We start from the raw sequence: 25,611 nt of genomic DNA, 5'->3' as shown, positions 1-25,611 counted from the left end.
CGCGGATGCGTATGGCATGTCTGGCCGGTGCGTCGCCCGCTCGGGTCATCGTCGGGCGCCGCGCGACCGGCACGACGCACGTCCTCGCGGTGCACCACAAACAGGCGCGCGCTCGCATCGCGGTGCATCGCGCCCGTCGCGCTGCTGCCCCGGCAGGGCCCGTCTCCACGAAGTCCCATACGGAACAACGGCATAGCGACGTCCTGCGGCGTGGCAGGCTTGTTGCTAGAAGGCAGCTGACGTGGCTGCAGCGCCGCAGCCAGGACGGTTCATAGCGACGAGGAGAAATGTCATGGCATATCTGGTGCCTTCCGAATTTGTGACGAAGATGGTGGACGCGGGCGAGGCCAAGGTCTTCATGGCGACGCGCGATACGCTGATCCGGGCCTACATGGCCGGCGCGATCCTCGCGCTCGCCGCGGTCTTCGCGGTCAGCATGACGGTGCAGACCGGCTCGCCGCTGGTCGGCGCGCTGCTGTTCCCGGTCGGCTTCGTGATGCTCTATCTGATGGGCTTCGATCTCTTGACCGGGGTGTTCGTGCTGACGCCGCTCGCGCTGATCGACAAGCGCCCCGGGGTGACGGTGAAGGGCATTCTGCGCAACTGGGGGCTCGTCTTCGCCGGCAACTTCGCCGGCGCGTTGACCGTCGCGGTCATGATGGCGATCGTCTTCACCTACGGCTTCTCGGTCGAACCCAACGACGTTGGCCAGAAGATCGCAGGCATCGGCGAAGCGCGCACGCTCGGCTACAAGGATTACGGCGCGGCCGGGATGCTGACGCTCTTCATCCGCGGCATGCTGTGCAACTGGATGGTGTCGATGGGCGTCGTCGGCGCGATGATCTCGACGACGGTCACCGGCAAGGTGATCTCGATGTGGATGCCGATCATGCTGTTCTTCGCGATGGCGTTCGAGCATTCGGTGGTCAACATGTTCCTGTTCCCGTCGGGACTGATCCTGGGCGGCAATTTCTCGGTCATGGACTACCTGATCTGGAACGAGATCCCGACCGTGCTCGGCAATCTGGTCGGCGGCCTTGCGTTCACCGGTCTCACGCTCTACACGACGCACCTCCGGACCGCGCCCAAGCGGGTGTCTTACCCGGTCAAGGCCGACGCCGAGCGCGCCTACAATTGAGCGGCACGGCCGGGCGCGCCGAGGCGGGTCCGGCACCGCTTGCGGGACCGGCGATGCGCGGCGAACTCGAAGTATCGGCCGGGCAGTATTCGGACCGCGGACGCAAGGAAATCAACCAGGATTTTCACGGCATTCGTATCCCCGAAGCCACGCAACGGCGGGCCAAGGGCGTCGTTGTCGCGCTGGCCGACGGCATCAGCAGCAGCACGGTCGGCCATGTCGCGGCGCAGGCCGCGGTCGCCGGCTTCCTCGAGGATTATTTCTGCACCCCAGATGCCTGGTCGGTCAAGACCTCGGCACAGCGCGTGCTGACGGCGCTCAACGCGTGGCTGCACGCGCAAAGCCAGCGCAGCCCCTACCGCTACGAGCGCGACCGCGGCTACGTCTGCACCTTGAGCGCGCTGGTCGTCAAGTCGGCAACGGCGCACCTCTTCCACGTCGGCGACACGCGGATCTACCGCCTGCGCGACGGCACGCTCGAGCAACTGACGAACGACCACAGGCTGCGGCTTGCCGACGACGTCCACTATCTCGGCCGCGCGCTCGGGATCAATGCCCAGCTCGAAATCGACTACCGGGCCGAAGCGCTCGAGGCGGGCGACGTTTTCGTGCTCGCGACCGACGGCGTCTACGAACACGTCGCCGCAGGATTCGTGGCCGACGCCGTCGCCACGCACGGCGACGACCTCGACCGCGCCGCGGCGGCGATCGCCGGCCAGGCCTACGCGCAGGGCAGCGCCGACAACCTGACCGTGCAGATCCTCAGAATCGACAGGCTGCCCAACGCAGGCGCGCGCGAACTGCGCAACCAGCTCGCCGCGCGGCCGCTTCCGCCCATCCTCCAGGGGCGCATGCGCTTCGACGGCTATACGATCGTGCGCGAGGTGCATGGGAGCAGCCGCAGCCACGTCTACCTCGCCGTCGACGAGGAAAGCGGCGCCCGCGTGATCCTCAAGGCGCCGTCGATCGAGCTGCAGGGTGAGGCGGGCTATCTCGAACGCTTTCTGATGGAAGAGTGGGTCGCACGCCGTGTCGACAGCGCGCACGTGCTGAAACCGTCGCCGGTACGACGCAAGCCGGGCTATCTGTACACCGCGATGGAGTTCGTCGAAGGCCAGACGCTGGGCCAGTGGATGATCGATCACCCGCGGCCCGACCTCGAGACCGTGCGCGGCATCGTCGAACAGATCGCCCGCGGGCTGCGGGCGTTTCACCGGCTCGAGATGCTGCACCAGGATCTGCGGCCGGAGAACATCATGATCGAGCCGAACGGCACCGTGAAGATCATCGACTTCGGCTCGACCGAGGTGGCCGGTATGCGCGAGACCGACCCCCTGGCCGGGCGCGGCATCGAACTCGGCACGCTGCAATACACGGCCCCCGAGCGCCTGCTCGGGGACGGCGGCACGCGCGCCGCGGACCTGTTCGCGCTCGGCGTGATCACCTACCAGATGCTGAGCGGCGAGCTGCCTTACGACACGCAGGTCGCCCGCTACAGGACGCGGGCCGATCAGCGCAGACTGCGTTATCGCTCGCTGCGCGACGGCCGCCGCGCGATTCCACCGTGGGTCGACGACGCGATCCGCAAGGCCGTCCACCCCGAGCCCGAACGCCGCTACGAGAACCTGTCCGAGTTCACGTTCGACCTGCGCCACCCCTCGCCGAGCCGGCCCGCCTCGCCACTGATCGAACGCCATCCGCTCGCGTTCTGGCAGGGACTGTCGCTCGTGCTTGCGCTCGTCGTCGTCGCGCTCGCCGCGGCCTTGCATGCCACCCGGTTGCCCGCCACGTCGGCAGAGCCGTCGGCTGAGCGCGGCGCCGCATTCGTTTCCTCCCAACCCAGCGAAAGGAGATCGCGATGACACGCGACCAAGTCACCCAACTCGTCCTCGACAGCAAGCGCCGCAAGCAACTCAAATGGGCGCAGCTCGCCGAGGCGACGGGCCAGAGCAAGGAATGGACCGCGGCCGCGCTGCTCGGGCAGATGACGCTGAGCGCCGCGCAAGCGGGCGCCGTCGGCCGCCTGCTCGATCTGCCGGCCGACGCGGTCGACGGGCTGCAGGTCGTGCCGTACAAGGGATCCTTGCCGACCGCCGTGCCGACCGATCCGTTGATCTACCGCTTTTACGAGTTGATCAACGTCTATGGCACGAGCATCAAGGAATTGATCCACGAGGAATTCGGCGACGGCATCATGAGTGCGATCGATTTCTCGATGGACATCTCGCGCGAGGCTGACCCCAAAGGCGATCGTGTACGTATCGTCCTGAACGGCAAGTTCCTGCCCTACAGAATGTACTGAGTTTGGCGTGCGTTGCAGCGGTTCGGCGAGTGTTCGCGGAGCCGCTGCCGTCGCGTTCCCGGATCACGGGACGCCCGGTCGACGGCGCGCCTCGCCCTTTTCCCGGTTAGCATGAGGCGCTCGAGCGGCCGTTTCGCCACGCCCGGTGTGCGGGCGCAGCGACATGGCGCACCCAGACACACATCGAGGGAGCCCCGACATGGCGGCAACAGACACGCACAACTTCGCCGTTTTCTGCGATTTCGAAAACGTCGCGATCGGCCTCAAGGAAGGCAATTACCCGGATTTCAAGATACGCCCGGTGCTCGAACGCCTGCTTCTCAAGGGCAGCATCGTCGTCAAGAAAGCGTATTGCGACTGGGACCGCTACAAGGAATACAAGCGCGACATGCACGAAGCCGCGTTCGAGCTGATCGAGATCCCGCACGTGCGCCAGTCGGGCAAGAACTCGGCCGACATCCGCATGGTCGTCGACGCGCTCGACCTCTGCTACACCAAGGCGCACATCGACGCCTTCGTCATCATCAGTGGCGATTCCGATTTCTCGCCGCTCATCTCCAAGCTCAAGGAGAACGGCAAGAGCGTGATCGGTATCGGCGTGCGTGGCTCGGCGTCGTCGCTCCTGATCAGCAACTGCGACGAGTTCATCTTTTACGAAGATCTTGTGCAGCCCAAGGCCCGGCCCACGCGGCCGGCGAAGAAGGCGCCGAGCGAGAAAGTCGCTGTTCCGCCGCAGCCCGCGAAGGAGGTGGAGACGGGCGCGGCGGCCAAACCAGCGACGACGACCCGCCGGCGCGGACGTCCCGCTGTCGCGCAGGCTGCCGATGCCGTCGAGGCTGCGCCGGCCGCCGAGCCGACGCCCGAAGAACAGAAAACCCGGGCGATCGAAATCGTCGTCGGCACGCTCGAACAACTGGTCGCCGAGCGCGGCGAAGGCGCGATCTCGGCCTCGCTGATCAAGAACACGATCAAGCGCATCCAGCCCGGCTTCAGCGAGTCGCAGTACGGCTACAGCGCGTTCGGAAAGATCCTCGACGACGCGCACAAGCGCGGCGCCCTCGTGGTGGACAAGAAAGAGGGCGGCGCGGTCCTGGTAAGCCTGCCGCCTGCCCGGGGCGAGTCCTGAGCACCTCGACCGATCGGCTGCAGTCGGCGTGCCGGCCGCCCGCCGCCGCGCCGGCGTCTACAGGCCGAGTAGTTCCGCATGCACGCCCTGGGACTGGACCTTGTGCAATACCGCGGCGGAATTGGTGCAGTCGGGGTCGTAGGTGACCGAGAGCAGGTGGGGGTCGATCTTCGAACAGCAGGCGGTGACGACGCAGGCCTCTTGCCGCACTGCGTCCTCGAGTGCGTGCATCTTTTCGGGGGAAAGCGTTTCGTCCACGTGGACGGTCACATCGACGATATCCATGGCTTGACTCCTACAGGATAAGCGGTGAAACGAGGCCGGTTGCTGCCGGCCCGTCATGAAACAGCGGAAACGCGTCAGCGCGGCGCGTAGGTCATGCAGTCGACCGCCTTGCCGTGCGGCGCGACGGTGATGCTGTCGGCCATGCATTCGAGGTCCTGGTTGAACTCGCATTCCTTGGACTTGCAGGCGCCGACACCCGCGGTACGCTGCACGGCGCGGGTATGTTCGGAGCCGGAGAAGAAGGTGTCGCAGCCGGCGTGGAGGCTGTTGCCCACGGTGATCGCGCGGGCGTGGCAGTCCTCGTTGACGTTGTACGCGCATTCCGTCGCCAGGCAGCTCGCGACGGTGGGCATCTCGATGACGATGTTTTTCATGGGGATTCTCCTTGATGACGTCGTGCCGACCGGCACGACGGGAGGGGCGAGCGGCGAGCGGAGGGTCCGAACGGACGCGTTTCGCCTGCCGATCGGGTTTTTTTAGACCCTCACGCGGGGAATGCAAGCTTGGGTAAGCGGCGTGGGCGAGGCCCTGCGCGACGCATTCCGCAGACCGTGATCGTTCCCTCGATTGGCGCCGCGGGCCGGGCGGCGGCCGCGTGGCCGCTTCAGGCGCGCGTGTCGCTGCGCGTGCGAGCCGGTGCGGCGGCGTCTTCTGCCATTTCCGTGCTCAGCGCCTCCGTCCACGCGAGCGACTGCAATTCGACGACGGTGATCTCCTCGGGTGGGCACGCGATCTCGCCCGCGTACCGCGCGATCGCCTCGAAATCGTTGCGCTCCGACGCTTCGGCGAGCGCGAGGAAAGGTGCGTAGGGACCGCTGCGATCGAGCAGCGCCTGCACGATCGCGTCGGGCATCGGCAGACGCGCGAGCAGGTCGGGCAGCGGCGTGCCCATGAGTGGGCCCGCGAGCGAAAACAAGCCGGTGATGAAGAGTTCGTCCTGTGCGTCGCGGTCGAGGCGCGGCTGGCCGAGCAGCTCGCAGACGCGTCCGCGGGTCACGGCGGTGCGGGCGAGCAGGAGGTTAGTCGGGCTCGGGTTGGCGACGACGAGGAGCAGCGCGAGCCAGCGGTAGAGCGTCCTCAGTCCGACGAGCGTCAGCGCCTGGCGCACCGTGTGAACCGGCTGGCGCACGCCCGACGCCGCCGAATTGGCGTAGCGCAGCAGGCGCAGCGTCAGCGCGGCGTTGCGCCGCAAAGGCTCCTCGATCTCGCCGAGGTCGTCGCACGCGCGAACCTGGTTCATCAGGTCGAGCACCGCAAGTTGTCCGGGCTGGATGGTCTTGCTCGAGAAGTTCTCCGGGCGGGCGAAATAATAACCCTGGAAATACTCGATGCCGGCGTCGCGGCAGAGCTCGAACATCTCGCGGCTTTCGACCTTCTCGGCGATGAACTGGCCGCGGAAGTTGAGCCGGATGTGCGCGATGATCTCGACGGTCTTTTCCGCATGCTGTTCGAGCACGTCGAGCTTGACGAAGTCCACCATCGGCAACAGCGGGCGATATTCCTCGAGGCAGACGAAATCGTCGAGCGCGAAGCGGTAGCCGAGCTGCTTGAGCTCGCGGATGCGGGCGACCAGCACCGCCGACATCGGCACGGTCTCGAGGATTTCGTAGACGACGTGATGCGGCGGAAGCAGGCAGACGAAGTCGCTCATCAGCGTCGCTTCGTCGAGATTGATGAAGGCGAGCTTGCCCTGCAGCAGCCACTCCGGCCCGAGACAGAGGGTGTTGCTGATGACCTCGACGCCGGCCTGGAGCTGGCTGCCGATCTGGGCGGAGACGGAATTCAGCGACTGCCTGAACAGCAGCTCGTAAGCGAAGAGGCCGTGTGCGGCGTCGACGATGGGTTGCCTCGCGAGAAAGGTTTCCTTACCCAAACCGGGCTCCTCCTGATTGTTTTGTCATCGGGGAGGAGCATATCAGTTCGGTTTCCGGTTCCAAGCGGCGCTGAGCGCGGCCCCGTGCGCGAGCGCGGGCACAGGCGGCGCCTTCCTTGCGCCATGGACATCGGGCGACGACGGGCGCGCAAGCTCCGGCGACGGCCGGGGGCCGCCGCGTACCGGGCCCGACGGGCGACGATCTAGAGTCCGAGCAGTTCGGCGTGGAAGCCCTGCGCCTGGACGGCGTCGAGGACCTTGCCCGAACTCGTGCAAGCGGGGTCGTAGGTCACGACCAGGAGGTGCGGATTCTCGTTGAGGCTGCAGGCGCTGATGACGCAGGCGTCGGCGCGGACGACGTCCTCGAGTTCGTGCATCTTCTCGCGGGGGATCGTTTCGTCGACGTGGACGATCATGTCAACAATATCCATCGTTCAGGCTCCTCGGTCGGGACGCAGACAGGTGTGCGAAAGCGGGCGCAGCGAGGGGAGTCCGCGGCGAGCGCGTGGCCTCGCCGGCGCGAGCGGGGTGCGCCTTCCAGCCAATGCCGCCGTTTGCCGGCGGCAAGCCTTGTTTGTAGCCTTTCTCCCCGGCGTTTCAAGCGCAGACGAACCGTCGCCATGAAGAATGCCGTTCGCCCCGCGGAATCCACCCATCCTCGCGCGCACCCTAAATTTGGGCCCGCACCGACCGTTATCGGAAGCACCTTCGCTGCTCCCCGAATCAACGATGCGCTTCGCTCCCGCCCTTGTCCTCGTCGCCATCACCGCTGGCGCGCTGAACTATTTCTCCGCACGTCCGATCAGCCAGGCCGAGGGGGCGATCGCGCCCTCGGCGCCGGTGCAGGTCGATCGCTCGGATCTGCCAGGATTTTCGATCGCTGATTACCAGATCGCGCCGGCGGCGGAATTTTCCGTCGAAGCCCGGGTGCTCTCGCTCGCGAAATACAGCAGCGGGCGCGAAGCCGACCTTTCGCCGATCGACCTCGCGCTGGGCTGGGGGCCGATGTCGGACAGCGCCGTGCTGAAGCGGCTGCAGATCAGCCAGGGCAACCGGTATTACTTCTACAGCTGGCCCATGAACCCGCCGATCACGCCGACCCAGATCGTCGAACACAGCGCCAACATGCACATGATCCCGGCGACCGATGAAGTCCGCCGGCGGCTCGACCAGGTTAGCGTCGGGCAGATCGTCGCGTTGCGCGGCTACCTCGTGCGCGTGAAGGCGCCGGACGGCTGGCACTGGAACAGTTCGCTGACGCGCAGCGACTCCGGCGACGGCGCCTGCGAGGTCGTCTGGGTGCAGGATTTCGTCATCCGCTGAGCGCGATTCCCCGTCCGGCGTGGCGATCTGGCATCCGTGCCGCCCTCGGTCCTCCGCACGGCTACCTCGCATTTCCCGCCTGACAGGCTAAGACGAGAGCATGTTTTGACGAGGAGTCAGCCATGCCGACCAATCCCAGTTTCCCCGGCCCCAGGCCACCCGAATCGAAGCCGAACGAGCGTCCTGGAATCGGCATCTTCCAGATGATCGGGCTGGGCCTGATCCTGCTGTTCGTGCTGTTTCTCGTGATCGTCGTCGTCGGCAGCCTGTTCGATACCTGAGGACCCGCACGACGTGCGCAGGCTCGGGTACGCCTTCGCGTAAGCCGTGCAAATCTCCGTGCAGATTTTTCCCGCGTCTTGCACGGGTCGGACGTTCACACGGGCTTCGCGACCATGAGGTAGAAGATCGCGACGAACGCGAACAGCGCCGGGAAGCCCAGCGCGATCCACATGCGGAAGGCGCGCCAGTAGTCCGGCGGCAGGTCAGCGCCGTCTTGGACCGCCCGCCGCGCGGCGTCGCGCATGCGGTACTGCAGGCGCGCGACCGGGAGCCAGCAGCCGACCGCAAAGAGGTAGAGCGCGGTCGACCCCGCGATCCACATGCTGCCGAGCGGGATGTCCGCAAGGTAGGCCAGATAGAAGCCGCTCGCCGGCTGGAACACGACGGTCGTCGCGGTGAACAGCCAGTCGGCCTTGACGACGTGGCGGGCGACAAAGGCGACGGCGAGCGGCTCGCGCTTGAGGCTCGCAAAAAAGAGATAGAAGGCCGAGCCGATGCCGGTGCCGAACAGGAAGGTCGACGACAGGATGTGCAGCCACTTGACGACGATGTATTCCACGTTCAGTCCTTCTCGAGCGCATAGAGCACCCAGATCGCCGCGAGCAGCGGCAGGTTCTTGAGGATCGGGCCGTAGGGGTGGGCCCAGAATTCGGGCAGGTAGAGTGAGATGGCCGCGGTGTAGAACACGATGAGCGCGATCTGCGCCAACCACAGCAGCCGGCGGCGCCGCAGGACGAGCGTGCCGGCCCCGAGCGCGAAATCGAGGCCCGCGGCGCCATATAGCATGAGCGGCCCGAGCGCGGCCGGCACGCCGACGCGGCGCAGCAGTTCGAGGCTGTCGGCGACCGGGTAGACCCACAGCGACACGAAGCCCGTGACGACCCACATCACCGCGATCGACACGCGTAGCAGCGGCAGCAGATGGCCGAGCAGCGCGGCGTCGCGCGCCGCCGGCGCCTGCTCGGGGGCGATGAATACGCGTGGCGGCCGCGGCGCGCGCCCCAGGACGCCGGTCAAGGGCTCGGCGTCTGCGGTATTGCCGCGCTCGAGCATCGCCAGGCTGTCGGGGTCGGCGAGGCTGCCGGGCAGGCGTGCGGCGAGCGTCACCGCGGCTTTCACGAGCGGCTTCGGGATCGGCACGAAACGCGGCTCGCCGAGGCCCAGTCCGCGGCGGAGCACGGCGAGGTAGGCGCGCAGCGAAAGCGGCCCGGGGCCGGCCGCGGCCAGCCGGCCCGGCCGCGGTGGGCCGGCGAGCAGTTTCACGACCGCGTCGCACAGATCGTCGACGAAGATCGGCTGGATCTGCTGCGAACCGTTGCCCGGCAGTGGAACCAGCGGCAATGCGGCCCATTTCTGCAGCATCCGCGCGCTCGCGCCGCCCGGGCCGTAGACGAGCGAAGGCTGGACGACGGTCGCCGCGAGCGGCAGCGCGAGCAGGACGTCGTCGGCGTGTTTCTTGCTCAGATGGTAGGGCGTCGTCGCCTGTTCGTCCGCGCCGAGCGCCGAGATCTGGATCACGCGCCCGACGGCGGCCCGCGCCGCGGCCTGGAACAGCGCGATCGGTGCGCGTTCGTGCAGGGCCTCGAAGCTTTGCCCGGCGGTCTCGCGGAAGATGCCGACGGCGTTGACGACGGCGTCGACGCCGTCGAGATGCGGAAGCCAGGCGTCGGGGCTGTGGTCGCGGGCGAAATCGGCCTGGATCCAGTGCACGGATGCGGAATCGGCCGGTGGCGTCCCGCGGCGCACGGCACGGACGCGATGACCGGCGGCAAGGAGCGCGGCGAGCAGATGACGGCCGAGGAAACCGGTCGCGCCGGTCAGCAGGATCAACATGGCAGGAGGAAGGTCGAAGCGCAGGCCTTGCTCGTCAACGAGGAGATTCCCATGAAAGTTCAACGTCCAGCCCAGCACAAGCGACGGAGTTTGAGCCGCGGTCTGATCTCGGGCTCGGTCGCCGCGATCACCTCGACCGCGGCCCTGCTGCTTCTCAGCAAAAAGGATTCCAGGACCGCGCTCAGCGCGCAGAACGCGGTCAGCCACTGGGTGTGGGGCGAGGAGGCCACGCACCGGCATGGCCTGAGCGTGCGCCACACGCTGGTCGGCTACGGCATCCACCACGCGTCGGCCGTGTTCTGGGGCGTGATCTACGAGCGCCTCACGCGTTCGAGGCCCCTGCCGCCAGCGGCTGAGCTGCTGCGCGCCACGGCCTTCGCCGGGCTGGCCAATTTCGTCGACTACCGTTTGACGCCGCAGCGCTTCAAGCCGGGCTTCGAGCGGCACCTGAGCACGAGCTCGCTCGCGATCGTCTACGGCGCGTTCGCGGTCGGGATCGCCGCCGGGCATCTGCTCCAGCAGAGGCCCCGCCGCGCGGCCGACGCGCCGCCGCTCCGTTCCTGAGGCCTGCGCAAGACGAATCCCACAGCGGTTGGCGCTGTCCTCCGATATCGCGGGCGCCGGCAGGCGGAAATACTGATGCCTTGATCGTGTACCCATTCCCGCCTCGTGCCCGCCCAATGCTTGAACCCCGTCTCCCGACCGGCCGCGCCGCCCCGCGCGGCGTCTTCGCGATGCCCATAGACGGCGGCGAAGGCGGCGCCGCGGGCGAAATCGACGTGCGGCCCGCGGAGCTCGGTCAGTCGGGCGGCTTCCAGCCGCTGGTCGTGGTGCACGGCGGCGCGGGCGCGCCGATGACGTGGCTGGACGGCTGCACCCACGCGGCGGAGGCCGGTGCGGCGGTTCTGAAGAACGGGCTCGACGCGTTGAGTGCGGCGATCGCCTCGGTGATCGCGCTCGAAGCCGACGGGCGGTTCAACGCCGGGCTCGGTGCCTCGCTCAAGCTCGACGGCGACGCCGTCGAGATGGACGCGGCAGTCATGGACTCGACGGGCCGTCTCGGCGCGGTCGCCGCGCTGCAGGACGTGCGCCATCCCGTCCTCGCCGCACGCGCGGTCGCCGACACCGCACACTGGCTGCTGGTCGGCGACGGCGCGCGCGAATTCGCCGCGCGCTGCAGCCTGACCGGCAACCATGAGCCGAGCGCCCGGGCGCGTGAGCGCTACGCCGAGGTGGTGTCGGAACTGGCCCGCTTCTGGTGCGAGTCGCCCGACGCCGACCTGCCCTTGCGCCGGTTCTGGAACTACGCGTTGCCGTGGGACGAGGCCTTGAAGAAATGGGGGTGCGGCACCGTCGGCGCAGTGGTTCGCGATGCGACCGGCCAGCTCGCGGTCGCGACGTCGACCGGTGGTGCGGTGCCGGCCTTGCGCGGCCGGGTCGGCGATACCCCGATCATCGGCAGCGGGTTTTATGCGGGCCCACGCGCCGCGGTCGCCGTGACCGGGGCCGGCGAGCAGATCGTGCGCACCCTGCTCGCGAATACCGTGTATCGCTGGATCGAAACCGGCCTGCCGCCGGCCGATGCCCTGAAGCAAGGCCTCGCCCTGTTCCCGCCCGACGTGGACATCGGCATCATCGCGGTCTCCGAGCGCGAATCCGCCGGCCTCAGCAGCCGCGGCATGCCGTGGTGCCAGGCGGCCGTCTGAGCCCGGCGCGCTTCGATCACCCCCGTTCCCGATTTTCCGCAGTCCTCGGTACGAAAGGCCGCCCGCCTTCGTTCATTCCGGCCCCGACGCCGACGATCGGGTGAGCGTGTCGGCGTAGGCGTGATTCACTTCGCGGTGGCGTATCTCGTCATCGCGGACCGCAACGATCACCTCGCGCAGGCGCGCGTCGGCGGGAAGCGCCCAGTATTCGATCGCGATGCCCGGCGCTGCGACATTTGTGCACGCGCCGCCGTCGACGCGGGCGAGATACTCGGTATAGCTGTGGACCGCTTCTTCCTCGAGATAGCCGGTGATGCGGTGCGCGGTCTTCGGCGAAGCGAGGTAAACGAAAAAATACAGGTTGTAGAAGAAGGCCTGCGCGAGCACGACCAGAAGCCGTTCGAACTGCGTGGGCTGCGCGACGTGGATGAAGGTCATCAGATGCATGCGTTCGTTCTCGGCTTCTTCGAGCAGCGTGCGAATCCATCCGCGGTCGCCCTGCATGCGCCGCAGCGCGCGCAGATGCTGGAGCGTCGCGCCGACCATTCCCGGGACGGCGGCGATCGTTTCGAGCACGACCGCGCGATGGCCGTAGCGTCGCCCGAAGAACGCGTCGGCCGCGGCTTTTACGAGCTTCACGAAGCCGAGTGCGATGCGATCCCTGAGGTCGGCCGGCGGACGGTGCACGTCGAGCGGGGCGTCGGGTGGCATGGGCAAGACCGTGTTTTCTCCTTGAGCAGGCCGGATTCCGCGTCCGCGAGCGGCGGCCATTCGCAAGTCCGACCCCGGGGCAAGGCCGATCGTTCCGCGGTGGTTCGATGCGGCGAGGTGGGAACGGGACGGGCCGCGGGCGGGGGCGGGCGGACCGCGTGCGAGCGGCACTCAAGGCGGTCGCTGGCGCTTAAGGGATGCGGCTTTCGGCCGATATAGCTGTCAGGGGCTTCGAGTCACGCCTGTCGCACAGCGACCCCCGCGCGCGGCGGCGTTCCTGGCCCGAGGCGGAGAACGGATGTCACTAGAAACGAAAAGTCTGGCCGGCTGGCTCGCTTTCCTGCAAGGCGCCGACATCCCCGTGCTCGGCCGCACGGCCGCCGAACTCGAGCGTCTGCGGGTGAGCGACACGCTGCTGACCGCGCGCAACGTCGCCAACGTCGTGACCGACGACCCGCTCATGACGATCAAGCTGCTGCGCTTTCTGCAGACGCACAAGCATCGCGCCCAGCAGCACGAACTGATCGACGTCAAACAGGCGCTCCTCATGCTCGGCCTGGAAGCGTTTCTGCGCGACCTGCCCGCGGCTCCCGTGGCCGAAGAGCTCGTCGGATCCTACGACGGCGTGCCGTTCAGGGTGCTCCACACCGCCGGGCGCGCCCGCCGCGCCGCGGCCTACGCCTTCGACTGGGCGTTGCGCCTCCACGACCTGCATCCCGAAGAGGTGCAGACGTCGGCGCTCCTTGCCCACGCCTCGGAAATGCTGATGTGGTGTTTCGATCCCCAGGGCATGCTCGACGTGCGCCAGCTGCAGCGTGGCGACCCGACGCTGCGCAGCAGCGAGGCGCAGCGGCGCGTGCTGGGTTTCCCGCTTGTTGCCCTGCAGCACGAACTCGCGCTGCAATGGCACCTCCCGCAATTGCTCGTCACGCTGATGGACCCGGCGCAGGCGCGCAACACCCGCGTGCGCAACGTGATGCTCGCGGTCAATCTCGCGCGCCACTCGGCCGATGGCTGGCACGACGCGGCCTTGCCCGACGACTTCCTGCAGATCGGCGAATTGCTGCACATGGACGTTCACCGCGTGGTCGCGCTGGTCACGGCCGAGAACACGGCCTGAACGTGGCCGCGTCGGCTCAGGCTTTTTGGGCGTTCAAAGCCTGTTCGAGTTTGCCCGCGAGCCCGGACACCGCGCGCGCGGCCGGGCTCGTCGGCGACGCCTGCATCAGCAGTTGACGCCGCATGACGGCGTCGCGCACGCCCGGATCGCTTGGAATCTCGCCGAGGTGCAGCAGGCGGACCGGATGCTCCGAGCCGGGATTGACGAAGCGGTCGAGCACGTGCTGCAACTGCTTCGTGATCGCGTTTCCCGCCCCCGGCTGCGCCTGGTTGACGACGACGCGTACGGTCCGGCGCTGCTGCTGGCTGACGAGTACCTTGATCGTGGCGTAGGCGTCGGTCAGCGAGGTCGGCTCCGGCGTCGCGACCATCAGCACTTCCGAAGCCAGTGAAACCGCGAACAGCACGACGTCCGAGATTCCGGCGCCGGTGTCCAGCAGCACGACGTCGTAATGCGGAACGAGACCGTTCACGACACGCAGGAATTCCTGGCGCATGTCGGGCGTGAGCCGCGAATACTCCACCATGCCGGAGCCGGCGAGAAGTACGGAAAATCCGCCCGGCGCGGGCAGGATGGCTTCCTCGAGCGTGGCTTTTCCGGTGAATACGTCGTGCAGCGTGAGCTTGGGGTAGAGATTGAGCACGACGTCGAGGTTGGCGAGGCCGAGGTCGGCATCGAGCACGAGCACCTTGTGTCCGCGCTTGGCCAGCGCCGCAGCGATGTTGGCGGCGACGAAGGTCTTGCCGACGCCGCCCTTGCCGCTGGTGATCGCGACGACCTTGCCGGGCGGCTTGAGCGGAAGCCGCGTGGTGGCCGCTTGGACGGGGGAAAGAACGTCGTTCATGGATAGACTGGCGGAACCGCGTGGCCCGGCTGTCAGGCCGGGCTGCCCGCTGAATTTTCCGCGGACGGTTGCGCCTCGGTGACCGCGATCGGGCTGAAGAGCAGGCCTTTTTCTTCGGCGCTGACGGCGCTTTCCTGCGGCTGGTCGAGAAACACGAGATTGCGCCCGTCCGCTTTCGCGCGGTACAACTGCTGGTCGGCGCGTTCGACCCAGAGATCCACGGTCGATCTCACCCATTGCGGCGCGTAGGCGCCGCCGATGCTCGCGGTCACCCGCAGCGCGGTGTGCGGCGCAACCTGGACCGACAGCGCCTCGATGCGGTGACGAATGCGTTCGGCGACGGCGTGCCCGCAGGCCGGCAGGCAATTGGGCAGAATCATCGCGAATTCCTCACCGCCGTAGCGCGCGACCGTGTCCATCGGGCGGATCGACTCGGCGAGCGCGCGAGCAACGGCCTGCAGCACCTGATCGCCGACCAGATGGCCGTGGGCGTCGTTGATCTGCTTGAAGTGGTCGATGTCGAGCAGCAGCAGTAGTACCGAGTCCCCCGAGCGCGCGACGATCTCGATCGCGCGCTCGAGGGCAGCACGAAACTGCCGGCGGTTGCCCAGGCCGGTCAGCGGATCCTTCAAGGAGAGTTCACAAAGTTCGTCGATGACGCGCTGGAGGTATTCGACCGCGGCCTCGCCGGCCTCCGGAGCCCCGGGCTTGCCGGCGTGGCCGAGCAGCGCCCGCGCGTCGTCGAGCCGCAGCGCGTGCAGATCGATCGGGGAGACGGAGCTCAGCGTGGCCACAGCGTTTTTTCTGTTCTAGTACCGGCTGTAAAAGGGCAGGCGGCCGGTGAGGCTCCGGCCGGGAGCCCCGGGAGTATGTGGGGTTTCTGGGCTTTGATCAAGCCCGGCGGGACGGCCCCCCGCTGGGCTCGACGAGTGAGAACTCAGAGAAGGGGCGGTGCGGCTGCCCGGTGGCTAGCGGGAAAAACGGGCTCGGACGACCGCCCCGCTTGGGGCAGCGTCGGGCCGGCGACGCCAGACGACCCGGCGGGTCAGGCCACGCTTCCGAAGCCGCGGTCGACAGCGATGTAGGGCGGCTTCAGTCCGGCGATCCGGCAGGCCTGGGCAACGGGGCCGCCGGGAAAGAGTGCGTAGAGATAGCGAAGACCGCCTTTATGGTGGAAGCTTTCGTTGAGCGCGTCGTGCAGCTCGCGCAGCGTGATGACGCTGTCGTCGGCGTGCTGCGCGTAATAGCTCTGCAGCGCGCGCACGGTTTCCCAGTGGTCGGCCGTCAACGCGAGGCCTTCCGCCTGCGCAACGGCTTCGGCGGCTTCGCGCGTCCAGTCGAGCGGGGCGTGGGGGAAATCGGGGTCGGCGGCCGGTTCGGCGATCAGGTGGTTGATGTCCGTGGAAACGTGGAGCATTTGTCACTCTCCTTGGAGGCTGGGGACTCTTCAAACATAGGCGATGGCCGACGGCCGGACAAGGCGACGGACGACCACCGGACGCGGGTCGCCGTGGCACGGACTCGCGACTCTCCGGCCGCCCCGCACGGCAAACGCGCGACGAAGCCCTAGACTTGAGTGAAGCGGTCGCGAGGTGTGCATGGCGAAACGGTCTTATCCCTTATCCAAGGTTTACCGCCTGCTGGAGCCTGGCCCGGTCGTGCTGCTCGCTACCGCGTGGCGCGGACGGGCCAACGTCATGACCTTGTCCTGGCACACGATGCTCGAGTTCGAACCGCCGCTGCTCGGCTGCGTGATCAGCGGGCGCAACGCCTCCTTCGACGCCGTGCGGGCGACGCGGGTATGCACGCTCAACATTCCGACTGTCGAACTGGCGAACGCGGTCGTCGGCATCGGCAACTGCTCGGGACGCTCCGTCGACACGTTTGCCCGTTTCGGTCTCACCCCGGCGCCCGCGTCCACGGTGTCGGCGCCGCTGATCGTCGAGTGCCACGCGAATCTCGAATGCCGCGTCGCCGACACGCGCGAGGTGAATCGCTACAATTTCTTCGTGCTCGAAGTGCTGAAGGCACGTGTGGATACGGGCGTCAAGGAACCGAAGACGCTGCACCATCGCGGCAAGGGCGAGTTTTTCGTCGCCGGCGAGACGCTGCGCCTGCGCTCGGCGATGAAATGAGACGCCCGCTTCCGGGCTCGCGAGGGGAGACAGGCCATTGAGCAGGGAACACGACGAGATCGACCCGCATCGGCACCCCATGCCGGTCCGCCTCGTGTTCGCGGTCCTCGGAACGGTGTTCGTGCTGCTTGGCCTGGCCGGGATTTTCTTTCCCGTTTTACCGACGACTCCCTTCCTGCTGCTCGCGGCGGCCTGCTACGCGCGCGCGTCGCGCCGTGTCTTCGCCTGGCTGCTCGCGCATCGGCATTTCGGCCCGCTGATCCGCGAATGGCGCGAACACCGCAGCATGCCCTACCGCGCCAAGCGCAGGGCCTTGTGGCTGATCGCGCTGAGCTTCGCGATCTCGATCGGCTTCGTCGTGCCCGGCTGGCCGGCCAAGCTTGCGCTGGGCGTGGGCGGGCTGCTGCTGATGACGTGGATCGCGCGCATCCCGTCGCGCGACGCGCCGCGGCGAGCGGGGGCGGACGCACGGCAGAATTGAGCTGCGGCCGCGGCAGCGCCTCGCCACTCGGGGATAATGCGCCCGCATGAATGCCGTCCCCTACTGGCGCCTGTCCGGTTTCTACTTCTTCTACTTCGCTTTCGTCGGCGCGATGTCGCCGTTCTGGGGCCTCTACCTGAAGTCGCTCGCGTTCGACGCGGTGCAGATCGGCGTGCTGATGTCGCTGTTGCAGGTGATGCGGATTTTCGCGCCGAACATCTGGGGCCACGTTGCCGACCGCCTCGGCCGGCGCACGGCAATCGTGCAGGTCGCAGCGCTGGCCAGCGTCGTCGTGTTCGCGGGCGTCTTCGTCGACGACGGCTTCTGGTGGCTGTTCGCCGTCATGGCGGGCTTGAGCTTTTTCTGGAGCGCTTCGCTGCCACTGGTCGAGGCGATGACGCTCTCCCATCTCGGCGAGCGCGCCTCGGCCTACGGCCGCATCCGCCTCTGGGGCTCGGTCGGCTTCATCCTGATGGTCGTCGGCCTGGGCTACGCCTTCGACCACGTCTCGATCGCCTGGCTGCCGTGGGCGGTTCTCGTCGTGATGCTCGGGATACTGGCGTGCGCGCGCGTGATTCCCGAGGCCGTGATACCGCTGCACTCCCCTGACCATCGTTCGGTATGGGACATCGTCAGGCGGCCGGAAGTCGCCTCGCTGCTCGCCGGCTGCATGCTCATGTCGGTGACCCACGGCCCGTATTACACGTTTTATTCGATCTATCTGGTCGACCACGGCTACGACAAGTCGACGGTCGGCTGGCTCTGGGCGCTCGGCGTGGCCTGCGAGATCGGCATTTTTCTGCTCGTGCCGCGCATCTTCGCGCGCATGGCGCCGCCGCGTCTTCTCCTGTTGAGCTTCGCGCTCGCGGTGCTGCGTTTCCTGCTGATTGCCTGGGGTGTCGAATCGGCCTGGCTCGTGTGGGGTGCGCAAACCCTGCACGCCTTCACCTTCGGCACCTATCATGCGGCCGCGGTCGCGCTGATCCACCTGCATTTCCGCGGGCGTTACCAAGCGCGCGGCCAGGCCTTGTACACGAGCCTGTCGTACGGCGTCGGCGGCACGATCGGCGGGCTCGCGAGCGGACTGACCTGGGACGCGATCGGCTCGGCCTGGACCTTCACGCTCGCCGCCGCGAGCGCGGCCCTTGCCTGGCTCATTTACGCGCTGTGGGGACAAACAAAACCCGTGCCAGCGCAGGCGCGATAAATGATTCATCCCGCTCAAGCTATGAAATAATCGCTGTTTTGCACGCTTCATCGCCCGATTCCGCATGGCTGGCCAAACCTTATTCCAGAAGCTGTGGGACGCCCACGTCGTCCATGTCGAACCCGACGGCACGACGCTGCTCTACATCGATCGTCACCTCGTGCACGAGGTGACGAGTCCGCAGGCCTTCGAGGGGCTCAAGCTCGCGCAGCGCCTGCCCCGGCGGCCCGACGCGGCGATCGCCGTGCCCGACCACAACGTTCCGACGACCGATCGCTCACAGGGCATCGCCGACCCGGTGTCGCGCCTGCAGGTCGAAACGCTCGACGCCAACTGCGCCGAGTTCGGCATCACCGAATTCCGGATGGACGACGTCCGCCAGGGCATCGTCCACGTCATCGGCCCCGAGGAGGGCCTGACCCTGCCGGGCATGACCGTGGTGTGCGGTGATTCGCATACCTCGACGCACGGGGCGTTCGGGGCATTGGCGTTCGGCATTGGCACGTCCGAGGTCGAGCACGTGCTGGCGACGCAATGCCTGTGGCAGAAGCCGTCGAAAACGATGCTGGTCAAGGTCGAGGGCGAATTGGGCAAGGGCGTGACGGCCAAGGACATCGCGCTCGCCGTCATCGGCCGCATCGGCACGGCCGGCGGCACCGGCTACGCGATCGAGTTCGGCGGCGCGGCGATCCGCGCGCTGTCGATGGAAGGCCGCATGACGCTGTGCAACATGGCGATCGAAGCGGGCGCGCGCGCCGGCATGGTTGCGGTCGATCAGACGACGATCGACTACGTCGAAGGGCGTCCCTATGCGCCGACGGGCGAGGCCTGGGACACGGCGGTGGCGTGGTGGAAAACCCTGCACTCGGACGCGGACGCCGTGTTCGACCGCGTGGTCGAACTCGACGCCGCGGCCATCGAGCCGCAGGTGACCTGGGGAACGTCGCCCGAGATGGTGACCACGGTGGGCGCGAGCGTGCCCGACCCGAGTGCGGCGCCGAGCGAGGTCAAGCGTCAGGACTGGGTGCGCGCACTCGAATATATGGGGCTCGCGGCCGGCACGCCGGTCAGCGCGATCGCGCTCGACAAGGTTTTCATCGGCTCGTGCACCAACTCGCGGATCGAGGACCTGCGCGAGGCTGCGGCCGTCGCCAAGGGGCGCCGGGTCGCGCCCAACGTGAAGCTCGCGATGGTCGTGCCGGGCTCCGGGCTGGTCAAGCAGCAGGCCGAGGCGGAGGGCCTCGACCGGATCTTCATCGACGCCGGATTCGAGTGGCGCGAGCCGGGCTGCTCGATGTGCCTCGCAATGAACGCCGACCGGCTCGAGCCCGGCGAGCGCTGCGCGTCCACCTCCAATCGCAACTTCGAAGGCCGCCAGGGGCAGGGCGGGCGCACCCATCTCGTGAGTCCGGCGATGGCCGCCGCCGCGGCGTGCGCCGGCCACTTCGTCGACGTCCGCAACTTTTAAGGAGAACGTATGAAACCGATGATCGTCGTGCTGGCTGCCGCGGCTGCGCTGATTCTTGGGGGCTGCAACACCATGGAAGGCTTTGGTCAGGACGTCCAGAAGGCGGGCAGCGCCATCGAGAAGGCCGGCAGCAAGGCCGGTAACTAGCCATGCAGGCATTCACGACCCTGGACGGGCTGGTCGTGCCGCTCGACCGCGCCAACGTCGACACCGACGCGATCATTCCCAAGCAGTTCCTGAAGTCGATCAAGCGCGCGGGCTTCGGCCCCAACCTGTTCGACGAATGGCGCTACCTCGATCACGGCGAGCCCGGCATGGACCCGGCGACGCGCCAGCCCAATCCGGCGTTCGTGCTCAATCTCCCGCGCTACGCCGGTGCCTCGGTGCTGCTCGCGCGCGACAACTTCGGCTGCGGCTCGAGCCGCGAGCACGCGCCATGGGCGCTCGAGGACTACGGCATCCGCGCGATCATCGCACCGAGTTTTGCCGACATCTTTTACAACAACTGCTTCAAGAACGGCATCCTGCCGATCGTGCTCGACGCCGCCGCAGTCGACCGCCTGTTCGGCGAATGCGAGGCGAGCGCGGGCTACCGCCTCAAGATCGACCTCGAGCAGCAGACCGTGACGACGCCGGGCGGCGAGGTGCTGCGCTTCGAGGTCGATGCCGGGCGCAAGCACCGGCTGCTCAACGGCCTCGACGACATCGGCCTGACGCTTCTGCAGGCCGACAAGATCAAGGCCTACGAAGCGCGGCGCAGGCAGGAAGCGCCGTGGTTGTTTGCGTGAATTTTTCATCCGTGAATGCCCGAAGGGAATTCGCGGAAAAAGGGTTTTGAGAACATGAAGATTGCAGTTTTGCCGGGTGACGGCATCGGTCCGGAAATCATCTCCCAGGCAGTCAAGGTGCTGGAGGCGCTCAAGTCCGAAGGCGCGAAGATCGAGATGGAAACCGCGCCGATCGGCGGCGCCGGCTACGACGCGGCGGGCGATCCGCTGCCGGAGGCGACGCTGAAACTCGCGCGCGAAGCCGACGCGGTGCTGCTCGGCGCCGTGGGGGGGCCGCAGTACGACACGCTCGATCGCCCGCTGCGCCCGGAACGCGGCCTGCTGCGCATTCGCAAGGAACTGAACCTCTTCGCCAACCTGCGCCCGGCACTCTTGTATCCCGAACTCGCGTCGGCGTCGTCGCTGAAGCCCGAGGTCGTGTCCGGCCTCGATCTGATGATCGTGCGCGAACTGACCGGCGATGTGTACTTCGGCCAGCCGCGCGGCATCGAAACACGGAATGGCGAGCGCGTCGGCTTCAACACCATGCTGTATTCGGAGTCCGAGGTGCGCCGCGTCGCCCACGTCGCCTTCGGCATCGCGATGAAGCGCGGGAAGAAGCTCTGCTCGGTCGAAAAGGCCAACGTGCTCGAATGCTCGGAGCTGTGGAAGGAAATCATGATCGAGGTGGCCAAGGACTACCCCGAGGTCGAGCTTTCGCACATGTACGTCGACAACGCCGCGATGCAGCTCATCCGCGCCCCCAAGCAGTTCGACACCATCGTCACCGGCAACATCTTTGGCGACATCCTGTCCGACGCCGCCTCGATGCTGTCGGGATCGATCGGCATGCTGCCGTCGGCCTCGCTCGACGAACACAACAAGGGCATGTACGAGCCGATCCACGGCTCGGCGCCCGACATCGCCGGGAAGAACCTCGCCAACCCGCTCGCGACGATCCTGTCGGTCGCGATGATGTACCGCTACACCTTCGCCGATCTGGCGACTGCCGACCGCATCGAGAACGCAGTCAAGCAGGTGATCGCGAAGGGCTATCGCACCGGCGACATCTGGACCGAGGGTACGCAGAAGGTGTCGTGCAGCGAGATGGGCGACGCGGTGGTCGTGGCACTTTGATTTCTAGGGGGCAGGATTCGGGATCCAGGGGGCAGGGAACGAGCGGCCACAGGCCGCGCAATTTTCTCGGCGCGGGCTTTGCCCGCACCACCCCTGAATCCTGACCCCTGACCCCTGACCCCTCAACAGGAGAACGGACATGATGAAGGTAGGACTGATCGGCTGGCGCGGCATGGTGGGCTCCGTGCTGATGGGGCGCATGAAGGAAGAGCGGGATTTCGACCACATCGAGCCGGTATTTTTCACCACGTCCAACGTCGGCGGCCAGGGCCCCGACATCGGGCGCGAGGTGCCGCCACTCAAGGACGCGAGCAGCCTCGACGATCTTCGCGCCTGCGACACCATCATCACCTGCCAGGGCGGCGACTACACCAAGGAGATCTACCCACAGCTGCGCGCCGCGGGCTGGAACGGCTACTGGATCGACGCGGCCTCGACGCTGAGGATGAAGGACGAGGCGATCATCATCCTCGACCCGGTCAACAAGAACGTGATCCAGGACGGCATCGCCAACGGCGTGAAAACCTACGTCGGCGGCAACTGCACGGTGTCGCTGATGCTGATGGCGATGGGCGGGTTGTTCGACGCCGGGCTCGTTGAATGGGTGTCGCCGATGACCTATCAGGCCGCCTCGGGCGCCGGTGCGCGCAACATGCGGGAACTGATTTCGCAGATGGGCGCGGTGCACGCCGAGGTGATGGACCTGATCGGCGACCCGGCATCGGCCATCCTCGAGATCGACCGCAAGGTCGCCGAGTTCATCCGTTCCGACCGCTATCCGGTCGACGCCTGGCCGGTGCCGCTCGCCGGCAATCTGATTCCGTGGATCGATGTCGCGCTCGAATCGGGTCAGTCGAAGGAGGAGTGGAAGGCGCAGGTCGAGGCCAACAAGATCATGCGCCGCAGCGACAACCCGATCCCGATCGACGGCCTCTGCGTCCGCGTCGGCGCGATGCGCTGCCATTCGCAGGCGCTCACCATCAAGCTCACGAAAGACGTCCCGCTGGCCGACATCCATGACCTCATCGCGGCCCACAACCAATGGGTCAAGGTCGTGCCGAACGACCGGGAGATCACGATGCGCGAGCTCACGCCGGCGGCCGTGACGGGCACGCTCACGGTGCCGATCGGCCGCATGCGCAAGCTCAACATGGGCCCGCAGTACCTCACTGCGTTCACCGTTGGCGACCAGCTGCTGTGGGGGGCTGCCGAGCCGTTGCGGCGTATGCTGCGCATCCTGCTCGACGCACGCTAGCCGTCAAATCCAGCGCCGGCGCCGCCGGCAGGCGCGGTGTCCGCTAAAGATTGGGCGTGACGAGCCGTCAATGATGGCGTCAAGCATTCAACAGCCCCGCTCGAGCGGGGGTGAACAGGAGAGAAACGGATGAAATTGAAGCGCTTCACCACCCAGCTGGCCGCCGCCGGGCTTGTCGCCCTGCCGTTGATGGCGCACGCCGCCGGGTTGGGCAAGCTCTCGGTCACCTCGGCGCTCGGTCAGCCTCTGGCAGCCGAGATCGAGCTGTTCGCCGCCGACAAGGCCGAGCTCGACAGCATCTCCGCCACCCTTGCATCGGATCAGGCTTACCGCGATGCACGCGTCGATTTCTCCCCGGTGTTGTCGACACTGCGTTTCTCGGTCGAGAAGAAGCCCGGCGGCAAGGCCGTGCTCAAAGTCACGTCGAGCCGACCGGTCAACGACCCGTTCATCGACATGCTGGTCGAACTGAGCTGGGCGTCCGGCCGTCTGGTGCGCGAATACACGATGCTCCTCGACCCGCCCGGCATGGCGAGCCCGCAGACCGTCGCGCCCGTGGCTGTCACGCCGGCCCAATCTCCGGCGCGCGCGGCCCCGGCTCCGGTCGCGCCGCCCGCTGCGCAACCGCCCGCCGCGGCTGACGCCCCCGTTTCCGAGCCGCCGGCGGCGACGGCCACCGCGACGCCCGCACCGAAGTCGACGGCACCGCAGGACACCGCACCCACGCGCGTCAAGGTCAAGCGCGGCGACACACTGATCGGCATCGCCCAGCGCGTGCGCCCCGACAGCGTCAGCCTCGAACAGACGCTCGTCGGCCTCTATCGCGAGAACACGCACGCTTTCGTCGGCAACATGAACCGCCTCAAGGCGGGCCGCACCTTGGCCGTACCGACGGCAGAGGCCGTTGCGGCGATTCCGCAGAAAGAAGCAGTGCGTGAACTCAAGCTGCAGGCTGCCGACTGGAACGCCTACCGTCAGAAACTCGCGGCTTCCGTGAGCGGAACCGCCCCGACCGAGCCCGCGGCAGGTCAGGCGAGCAGCGGCAAGGTCACGTCCAAAGTCGAAGACAAGGCGGCGGCCGCGGCGGCAGACAAGAAAGACGTGCTCAAGCTGTCCAAGGTCGCGCCGGCCGATAGCGCTGCGAACAAGGGCGAGGCCAGTGCGCTGCAGGAGAAGCTCCGCGCCCAGGAAGAGGACGCGATCGCGCGACAGAAGGCGCTCGCAGAATCCGACCAGCGCGTCGCGCTGCTGGAAAAGCAGATTCAGGACATGCAGAAGCTGGCCGACATGAAAGCGCAGGCCCAAGCACCGGCCGAGCCCGAGCCGAGCGCCGCGTCCGCCGCTACCCCTGAGCCGGCCGCTGCGCCCGCAGAGCCGGCGAAGCCAGCGCCGGTTGCTCCTGCCGTCGCCGCGCCACCCGCGGCACCGGCGTCCGCCGAAAACTGGTTCGAGCCGCTGCTCGCCAACCCGCTTTACTGGGGCGGTAGCCTCGCCGCGGTGGGCCTGGGTGGCGTCCTGTGGTGGATGATGGCCGGCGGACGGCGGCGCAAGACCGGCACGACGGGGCTCGAAGACAGCCTCATCACCGGCGGCGACGTGCGGCCCGACACCGTGCTCGGTTCTGCCGCGGGCGGCAGCGTCAATACCGGTGACACCTCCTTCCTCACCGACTTCAGCCAGGCCGGGCTCGGCACGATCGACACCCACGACGTCGACCCGATCGCCGAAGCCGAGGTCTACATGGCGTACGGCCGTGACGCGCAGGCCGAGGAAATCCTCAAGGAAGCGATCGCCAAGAACCCCGATCGCCACGAGGTGCGGGTGAAACTGCTCGAAATCTATGCCGCGCGCCGCAATACCGCCGCGTTCGAGGCAGCCGCGGGCGAGCTCTACGCGGCGCTCGGCAGCAAGTCCAGCCCGCTCTGGGACAAGGCCTGCGAGATGGGACGCGGGATCGACCCGACTAACCCTCTGTACGGGGGTGTCCAGTCGAGCGCGGCGCCTGCAGCCGCCGCGGCGACATTCGCTGCGACGCCGGCGGTCGCCGGCGGGGCGGTGGGCTTCGATACCGAGCGCGTCGTCGATGCGGGAAATGCAATCTCCGCGGAAACGGCGCACTCCACCGCGGTGGAGACCGAGCGCCCGCAGGCCGTCGACGCGGCCGTGGCGGCCGTGGCAAGTCCGGTGCTCGACTTCGAGTCGGCCGGGCAGGCGCCCGCATTCGAGCGCCGCGCGGGGGGCGGCGGCGCCGCGGTTACGGCGGACGCTGACGAGACCGCGGCGGACGACGGCCTCCTCGACCTCGAGGGGCTGAGCTTCGATCTGCCCGCGCTGGATACGTCCGCATCGACGGATGACACGCTCAACGTCGGCCTCGGTCTCGAAGACGACAAGCCGGCCGACGGTAAATTCGATTTCAGCGGCCTCGATCTCGATCTCGGCGATGGCAGCAACGACGTCGAGCTCGACGAAGTCGGCACCAAGCTCGACCTCGCACGCGCCTATGTGGAAATGGGCGACAAGGAAGGGGCGCGCGAAATCCTCAACGAAGTGGTGACCGAAGGCAACGACAGCCAGAAGGCCGACGCGAAAGGCATGCTGGGCGCACTTGGCTAAGT

General features: G+C 67.4%; 28 protein-coding genes. 18 read left to right on the top strand and 10 right to left on the bottom strand.

The annotated features are described in order from the left end of the window. Positions 1-292: 292 nt before the first annotated feature. The 4 genes from TBD_RS09745 to TBD_RS09730 all read left to right on the top strand — a co-directional run bounded on the left by TBD_RS09745 (position 293) and on the right by TBD_RS09730 (position 4,566). The gene (locus TBD_RS09745) at positions 293-1,138 is read left to right on the top strand and encodes a formate/nitrite transporter family protein (RefSeq protein WP_011312455.1); all 846 of its coding nucleotides are present in this window, start codon (positions 293-295) and stop codon (positions 1,136-1,138) included. Continuing rightward, on the top strand, positions 1,135-3,000 hold the full coding sequence (locus TBD_RS09740) for a bifunctional protein-serine/threonine kinase/phosphatase (RefSeq protein WP_011312454.1): 1,866 nt from the start codon (positions 1,135-1,137) through the stop codon (positions 2,998-3,000). The genes TBD_RS09745 and TBD_RS09740 overlap by 4 nt, the downstream gene beginning before the upstream one ends. Beyond that, entirely contained in the window at positions 2,997-3,440 is a 444-nt protein-coding gene (gene cynS, locus TBD_RS09735) for a cyanase (RefSeq protein ID WP_011312453.1), read from the top strand. Before TBD_RS09740 ends, cynS begins: the two co-directional genes overlap by 4 nt. A gap of 199 nt (positions 3,441-3,639) precedes the next feature. Beyond that, on the top strand, positions 3,640-4,566 hold the full coding sequence (locus tag TBD_RS09730) for an NYN domain-containing protein (protein ID WP_011312452.1): 927 nt from the start codon (positions 3,640-3,642) through the stop codon (positions 4,564-4,566). A 57-nt stretch (positions 4,567-4,623) separates the two neighbouring features. On the opposite strand, the gene TBD_RS09725 is transcribed toward TBD_RS09730, so the two are convergent. The 4 genes from TBD_RS09725 to TBD_RS09710 form a co-directional block, all read right to left on the bottom strand. Beyond that, positions 4,624-4,851: a hypothetical protein gene (locus tag TBD_RS09725; RefSeq protein ID WP_041432665.1), complete on the bottom strand. Its 228-nt coding sequence runs from the start codon at positions 4,849-4,851 to the stop codon at positions 4,624-4,626. A 74-nt stretch (positions 4,852-4,925) separates the two neighbouring features. After that, the gene (locus TBD_RS09720) at positions 4,926-5,225 is read right to left on the bottom strand and encodes a DUF1540 domain-containing protein (protein WP_041432663.1); all 300 of its coding nucleotides are present in this window, start codon (positions 5,223-5,225) and stop codon (positions 4,926-4,928) included. A gap of 230 nt (positions 5,226-5,455) precedes the next feature. Then, positions 5,456-6,724 (bottom strand): EAL and HDOD domain-containing protein, encoded by a 1,269-nt coding sequence (locus TBD_RS09715; RefSeq protein WP_011312450.1) that lies wholly within the window; start codon positions 6,722-6,724, stop codon positions 5,456-5,458. Positions 6,725-6,927: 203 nt separating this feature from the next. Continuing rightward, positions 6,928-7,155, bottom strand: a complete 228-nt coding sequence (locus TBD_RS09710; protein ID WP_011312449.1) for a hypothetical protein — start codon at positions 7,153-7,155, stop codon at positions 6,928-6,930. Positions 7,156-7,453: 298 nt separating this feature from the next. Between TBD_RS09710 and TBD_RS09705 the strand changes: the two genes are divergently transcribed. Both TBD_RS09705 and TBD_RS15005 read left to right on the top strand, forming a co-directional pair. Continuing rightward, positions 7,454-8,047 carry a hypothetical protein gene (locus TBD_RS09705; protein ID WP_041432661.1) on the top strand — a complete coding sequence of 198 codons (594 nt, stop codon included), beginning with the start codon at positions 7,454-7,456 and terminating at the stop codon, positions 8,045-8,047. Between the two features lie 122 nt (positions 8,048-8,169). Then, positions 8,170-8,328, top strand: a complete 159-nt coding sequence (locus TBD_RS15005) for a hypothetical protein (protein WP_011312447.1) — start codon at positions 8,170-8,172, stop codon at positions 8,326-8,328. A gap of 95 nt (positions 8,329-8,423) precedes the next feature. Here the strand turns inward: TBD_RS15005 and TBD_RS09700 are convergent, their stop codons facing one another. Further along, positions 8,424-8,888: a DUF2269 family protein gene (locus TBD_RS09700; protein WP_011312446.1), complete on the bottom strand. Its 465-nt coding sequence runs from the start codon at positions 8,886-8,888 to the stop codon at positions 8,424-8,426. Positions 8,889-8,890: 2 nt separating this feature from the next. Continuing rightward, positions 8,891-10,162 (bottom strand): SDR family oxidoreductase, encoded by a 1,272-nt coding sequence (locus TBD_RS09695; RefSeq protein WP_011312445.1) that lies wholly within the window; start codon positions 10,160-10,162, stop codon positions 8,891-8,893. Positions 10,163-10,213: 51 nt separating this feature from the next. On the opposite strand from TBD_RS09695, the gene TBD_RS09690 reads away from it, so the two are divergent. Together TBD_RS09690 and TBD_RS09685 are read left to right on the top strand one after the other, a co-directional pair. Next, positions 10,214-10,726 carry a hypothetical protein gene (locus TBD_RS09690; protein ID WP_011312444.1) on the top strand — a complete coding sequence of 171 codons (513 nt, stop codon included), beginning with the start codon at positions 10,214-10,216 and terminating at the stop codon, positions 10,724-10,726. A 116-nt stretch (positions 10,727-10,842) separates the two neighbouring features. After that, positions 10,843-11,868 carry an isoaspartyl peptidase/L-asparaginase gene (locus TBD_RS09685; RefSeq protein ID WP_011312443.1) on the top strand — a complete coding sequence of 342 codons (1,026 nt, stop codon included), beginning with the start codon at positions 10,843-10,845 and terminating at the stop codon, positions 11,866-11,868. A 72-nt stretch (positions 11,869-11,940) separates the two neighbouring features. Here TBD_RS09685 and TBD_RS09680 read toward each other — a convergent pair whose 3' ends face one another. Then, a complete protein-coding gene (locus TBD_RS09680; protein ID WP_049750243.1) occupies positions 11,941-12,579 on the bottom strand; it encodes an alternative oxidase in 639 nt (212 codons plus the stop codon). Between the two features lie 298 nt (positions 12,580-12,877). Here TBD_RS09680 and TBD_RS09675 point away from each other — a divergent pair, with 298 nt between their 5' ends. Next, positions 12,878-13,699, top strand: a complete 822-nt coding sequence (locus tag TBD_RS09675; RefSeq protein ID WP_011312441.1) for an HDOD domain-containing protein — start codon at positions 12,878-12,880, stop codon at positions 13,697-13,699. Between the two features lie 16 nt (positions 13,700-13,715). Here TBD_RS09675 and TBD_RS09670 read toward each other — a convergent pair whose 3' ends face one another. From TBD_RS09670 to TBD_RS09660, 3 genes are all read right to left on the bottom strand, one after another. Continuing rightward, entirely contained in the window at positions 13,716-14,543 is an 828-nt protein-coding gene (locus TBD_RS09670) for a MinD/ParA family protein (protein WP_011312440.1), read from the bottom strand. A gap of 32 nt (positions 14,544-14,575) precedes the next feature. Then, a complete protein-coding gene (locus TBD_RS09665) occupies positions 14,576-15,337 on the bottom strand; it encodes a GGDEF domain-containing protein (protein ID WP_011312439.1) in 762 nt (253 codons plus the stop codon). Between the two features lie 251 nt (positions 15,338-15,588). Beyond that, on the bottom strand, positions 15,589-15,960 hold the full coding sequence (locus TBD_RS09660; protein WP_011312438.1) for a TusE/DsrC/DsvC family sulfur relay protein: 372 nt from the start codon (positions 15,958-15,960) through the stop codon (positions 15,589-15,591). A 181-nt stretch (positions 15,961-16,141) separates the two neighbouring features. Here TBD_RS09660 and TBD_RS09655 point away from each other — a divergent pair, with 181 nt between their 5' ends. The 9 genes from TBD_RS09655 (at position 16,142) to TBD_RS09620 (ending at position 25,609) form a co-directional block, all read left to right on the top strand. Beyond that, a complete protein-coding gene (locus TBD_RS09655; RefSeq protein ID WP_011312437.1) occupies positions 16,142-16,678 on the top strand; it encodes a flavin reductase family protein in 537 nt (178 codons plus the stop codon). Positions 16,679-16,715: 37 nt separating this feature from the next. Beyond that, positions 16,716-17,159 (top strand): YbaN family protein, encoded by a 444-nt coding sequence (locus TBD_RS09650; RefSeq protein ID WP_011312436.1) that lies wholly within the window; start codon positions 16,716-16,718, stop codon positions 17,157-17,159. A 46-nt stretch (positions 17,160-17,205) separates the two neighbouring features. After that, entirely contained in the window at positions 17,206-18,366 is a 1,161-nt protein-coding gene (locus TBD_RS09645; RefSeq protein ID WP_011312435.1) for an MFS transporter, read from the top strand. Positions 18,367-18,430: 64 nt separating this feature from the next. Beyond that, a complete protein-coding gene (gene leuC / locus TBD_RS09640) occupies positions 18,431-19,834 on the top strand; it encodes a 3-isopropylmalate dehydratase large subunit (RefSeq protein WP_011312434.1) in 1,404 nt (467 codons plus the stop codon). 9 nt (positions 19,835-19,843) lie between these two features. Next, entirely contained in the window at positions 19,844-19,981 is a 138-nt protein-coding gene (locus TBD_RS14600) for an entericidin A/B family lipoprotein (RefSeq protein ID WP_081430010.1), read from the top strand. A gap of 2 nt (positions 19,982-19,983) precedes the next feature. Continuing rightward, positions 19,984-20,622: a 3-isopropylmalate dehydratase small subunit gene (gene leuD, locus TBD_RS09635; RefSeq protein ID WP_011312433.1), complete on the top strand. Its 639-nt coding sequence runs from the start codon at positions 19,984-19,986 to the stop codon at positions 20,620-20,622. Positions 20,623-20,676: 54 nt separating this feature from the next. Then, positions 20,677-21,738, top strand: coding sequence for a 3-isopropylmalate dehydrogenase (gene leuB, locus TBD_RS09630; protein ID WP_011312432.1), 1,062 nt, complete (start codon positions 20,677-20,679; stop codon positions 21,736-21,738). Between the two features lie 139 nt (positions 21,739-21,877). Then, positions 21,878-22,993, top strand: a complete 1,116-nt coding sequence (gene asd / locus TBD_RS09625; protein WP_011312431.1) for an aspartate-semialdehyde dehydrogenase — start codon at positions 21,878-21,880, stop codon at positions 22,991-22,993. 129 nt (positions 22,994-23,122) lie between these two features. Then, positions 23,123-25,609: a FimV/HubP family polar landmark protein gene (locus TBD_RS09620; RefSeq protein ID WP_011312430.1), complete on the top strand. Its 2,487-nt coding sequence runs from the start codon at positions 23,123-23,125 to the stop codon at positions 25,607-25,609. Positions 25,610-25,611: the final 2 nt, after the last annotated feature.

Source organism: Thiobacillus denitrificans ATCC 25259 (assembly GCF_000012745.1).
GTDB lineage: Bacteria > Pseudomonadota > Gammaproteobacteria > Burkholderiales > Thiobacillaceae > Thiobacillus > Thiobacillus denitrificans_B.
The sequence above is the reverse complement of the archived record's forward strand: the minus strand, read 5'-3'. Positions and strand labels throughout refer to the sequence as shown.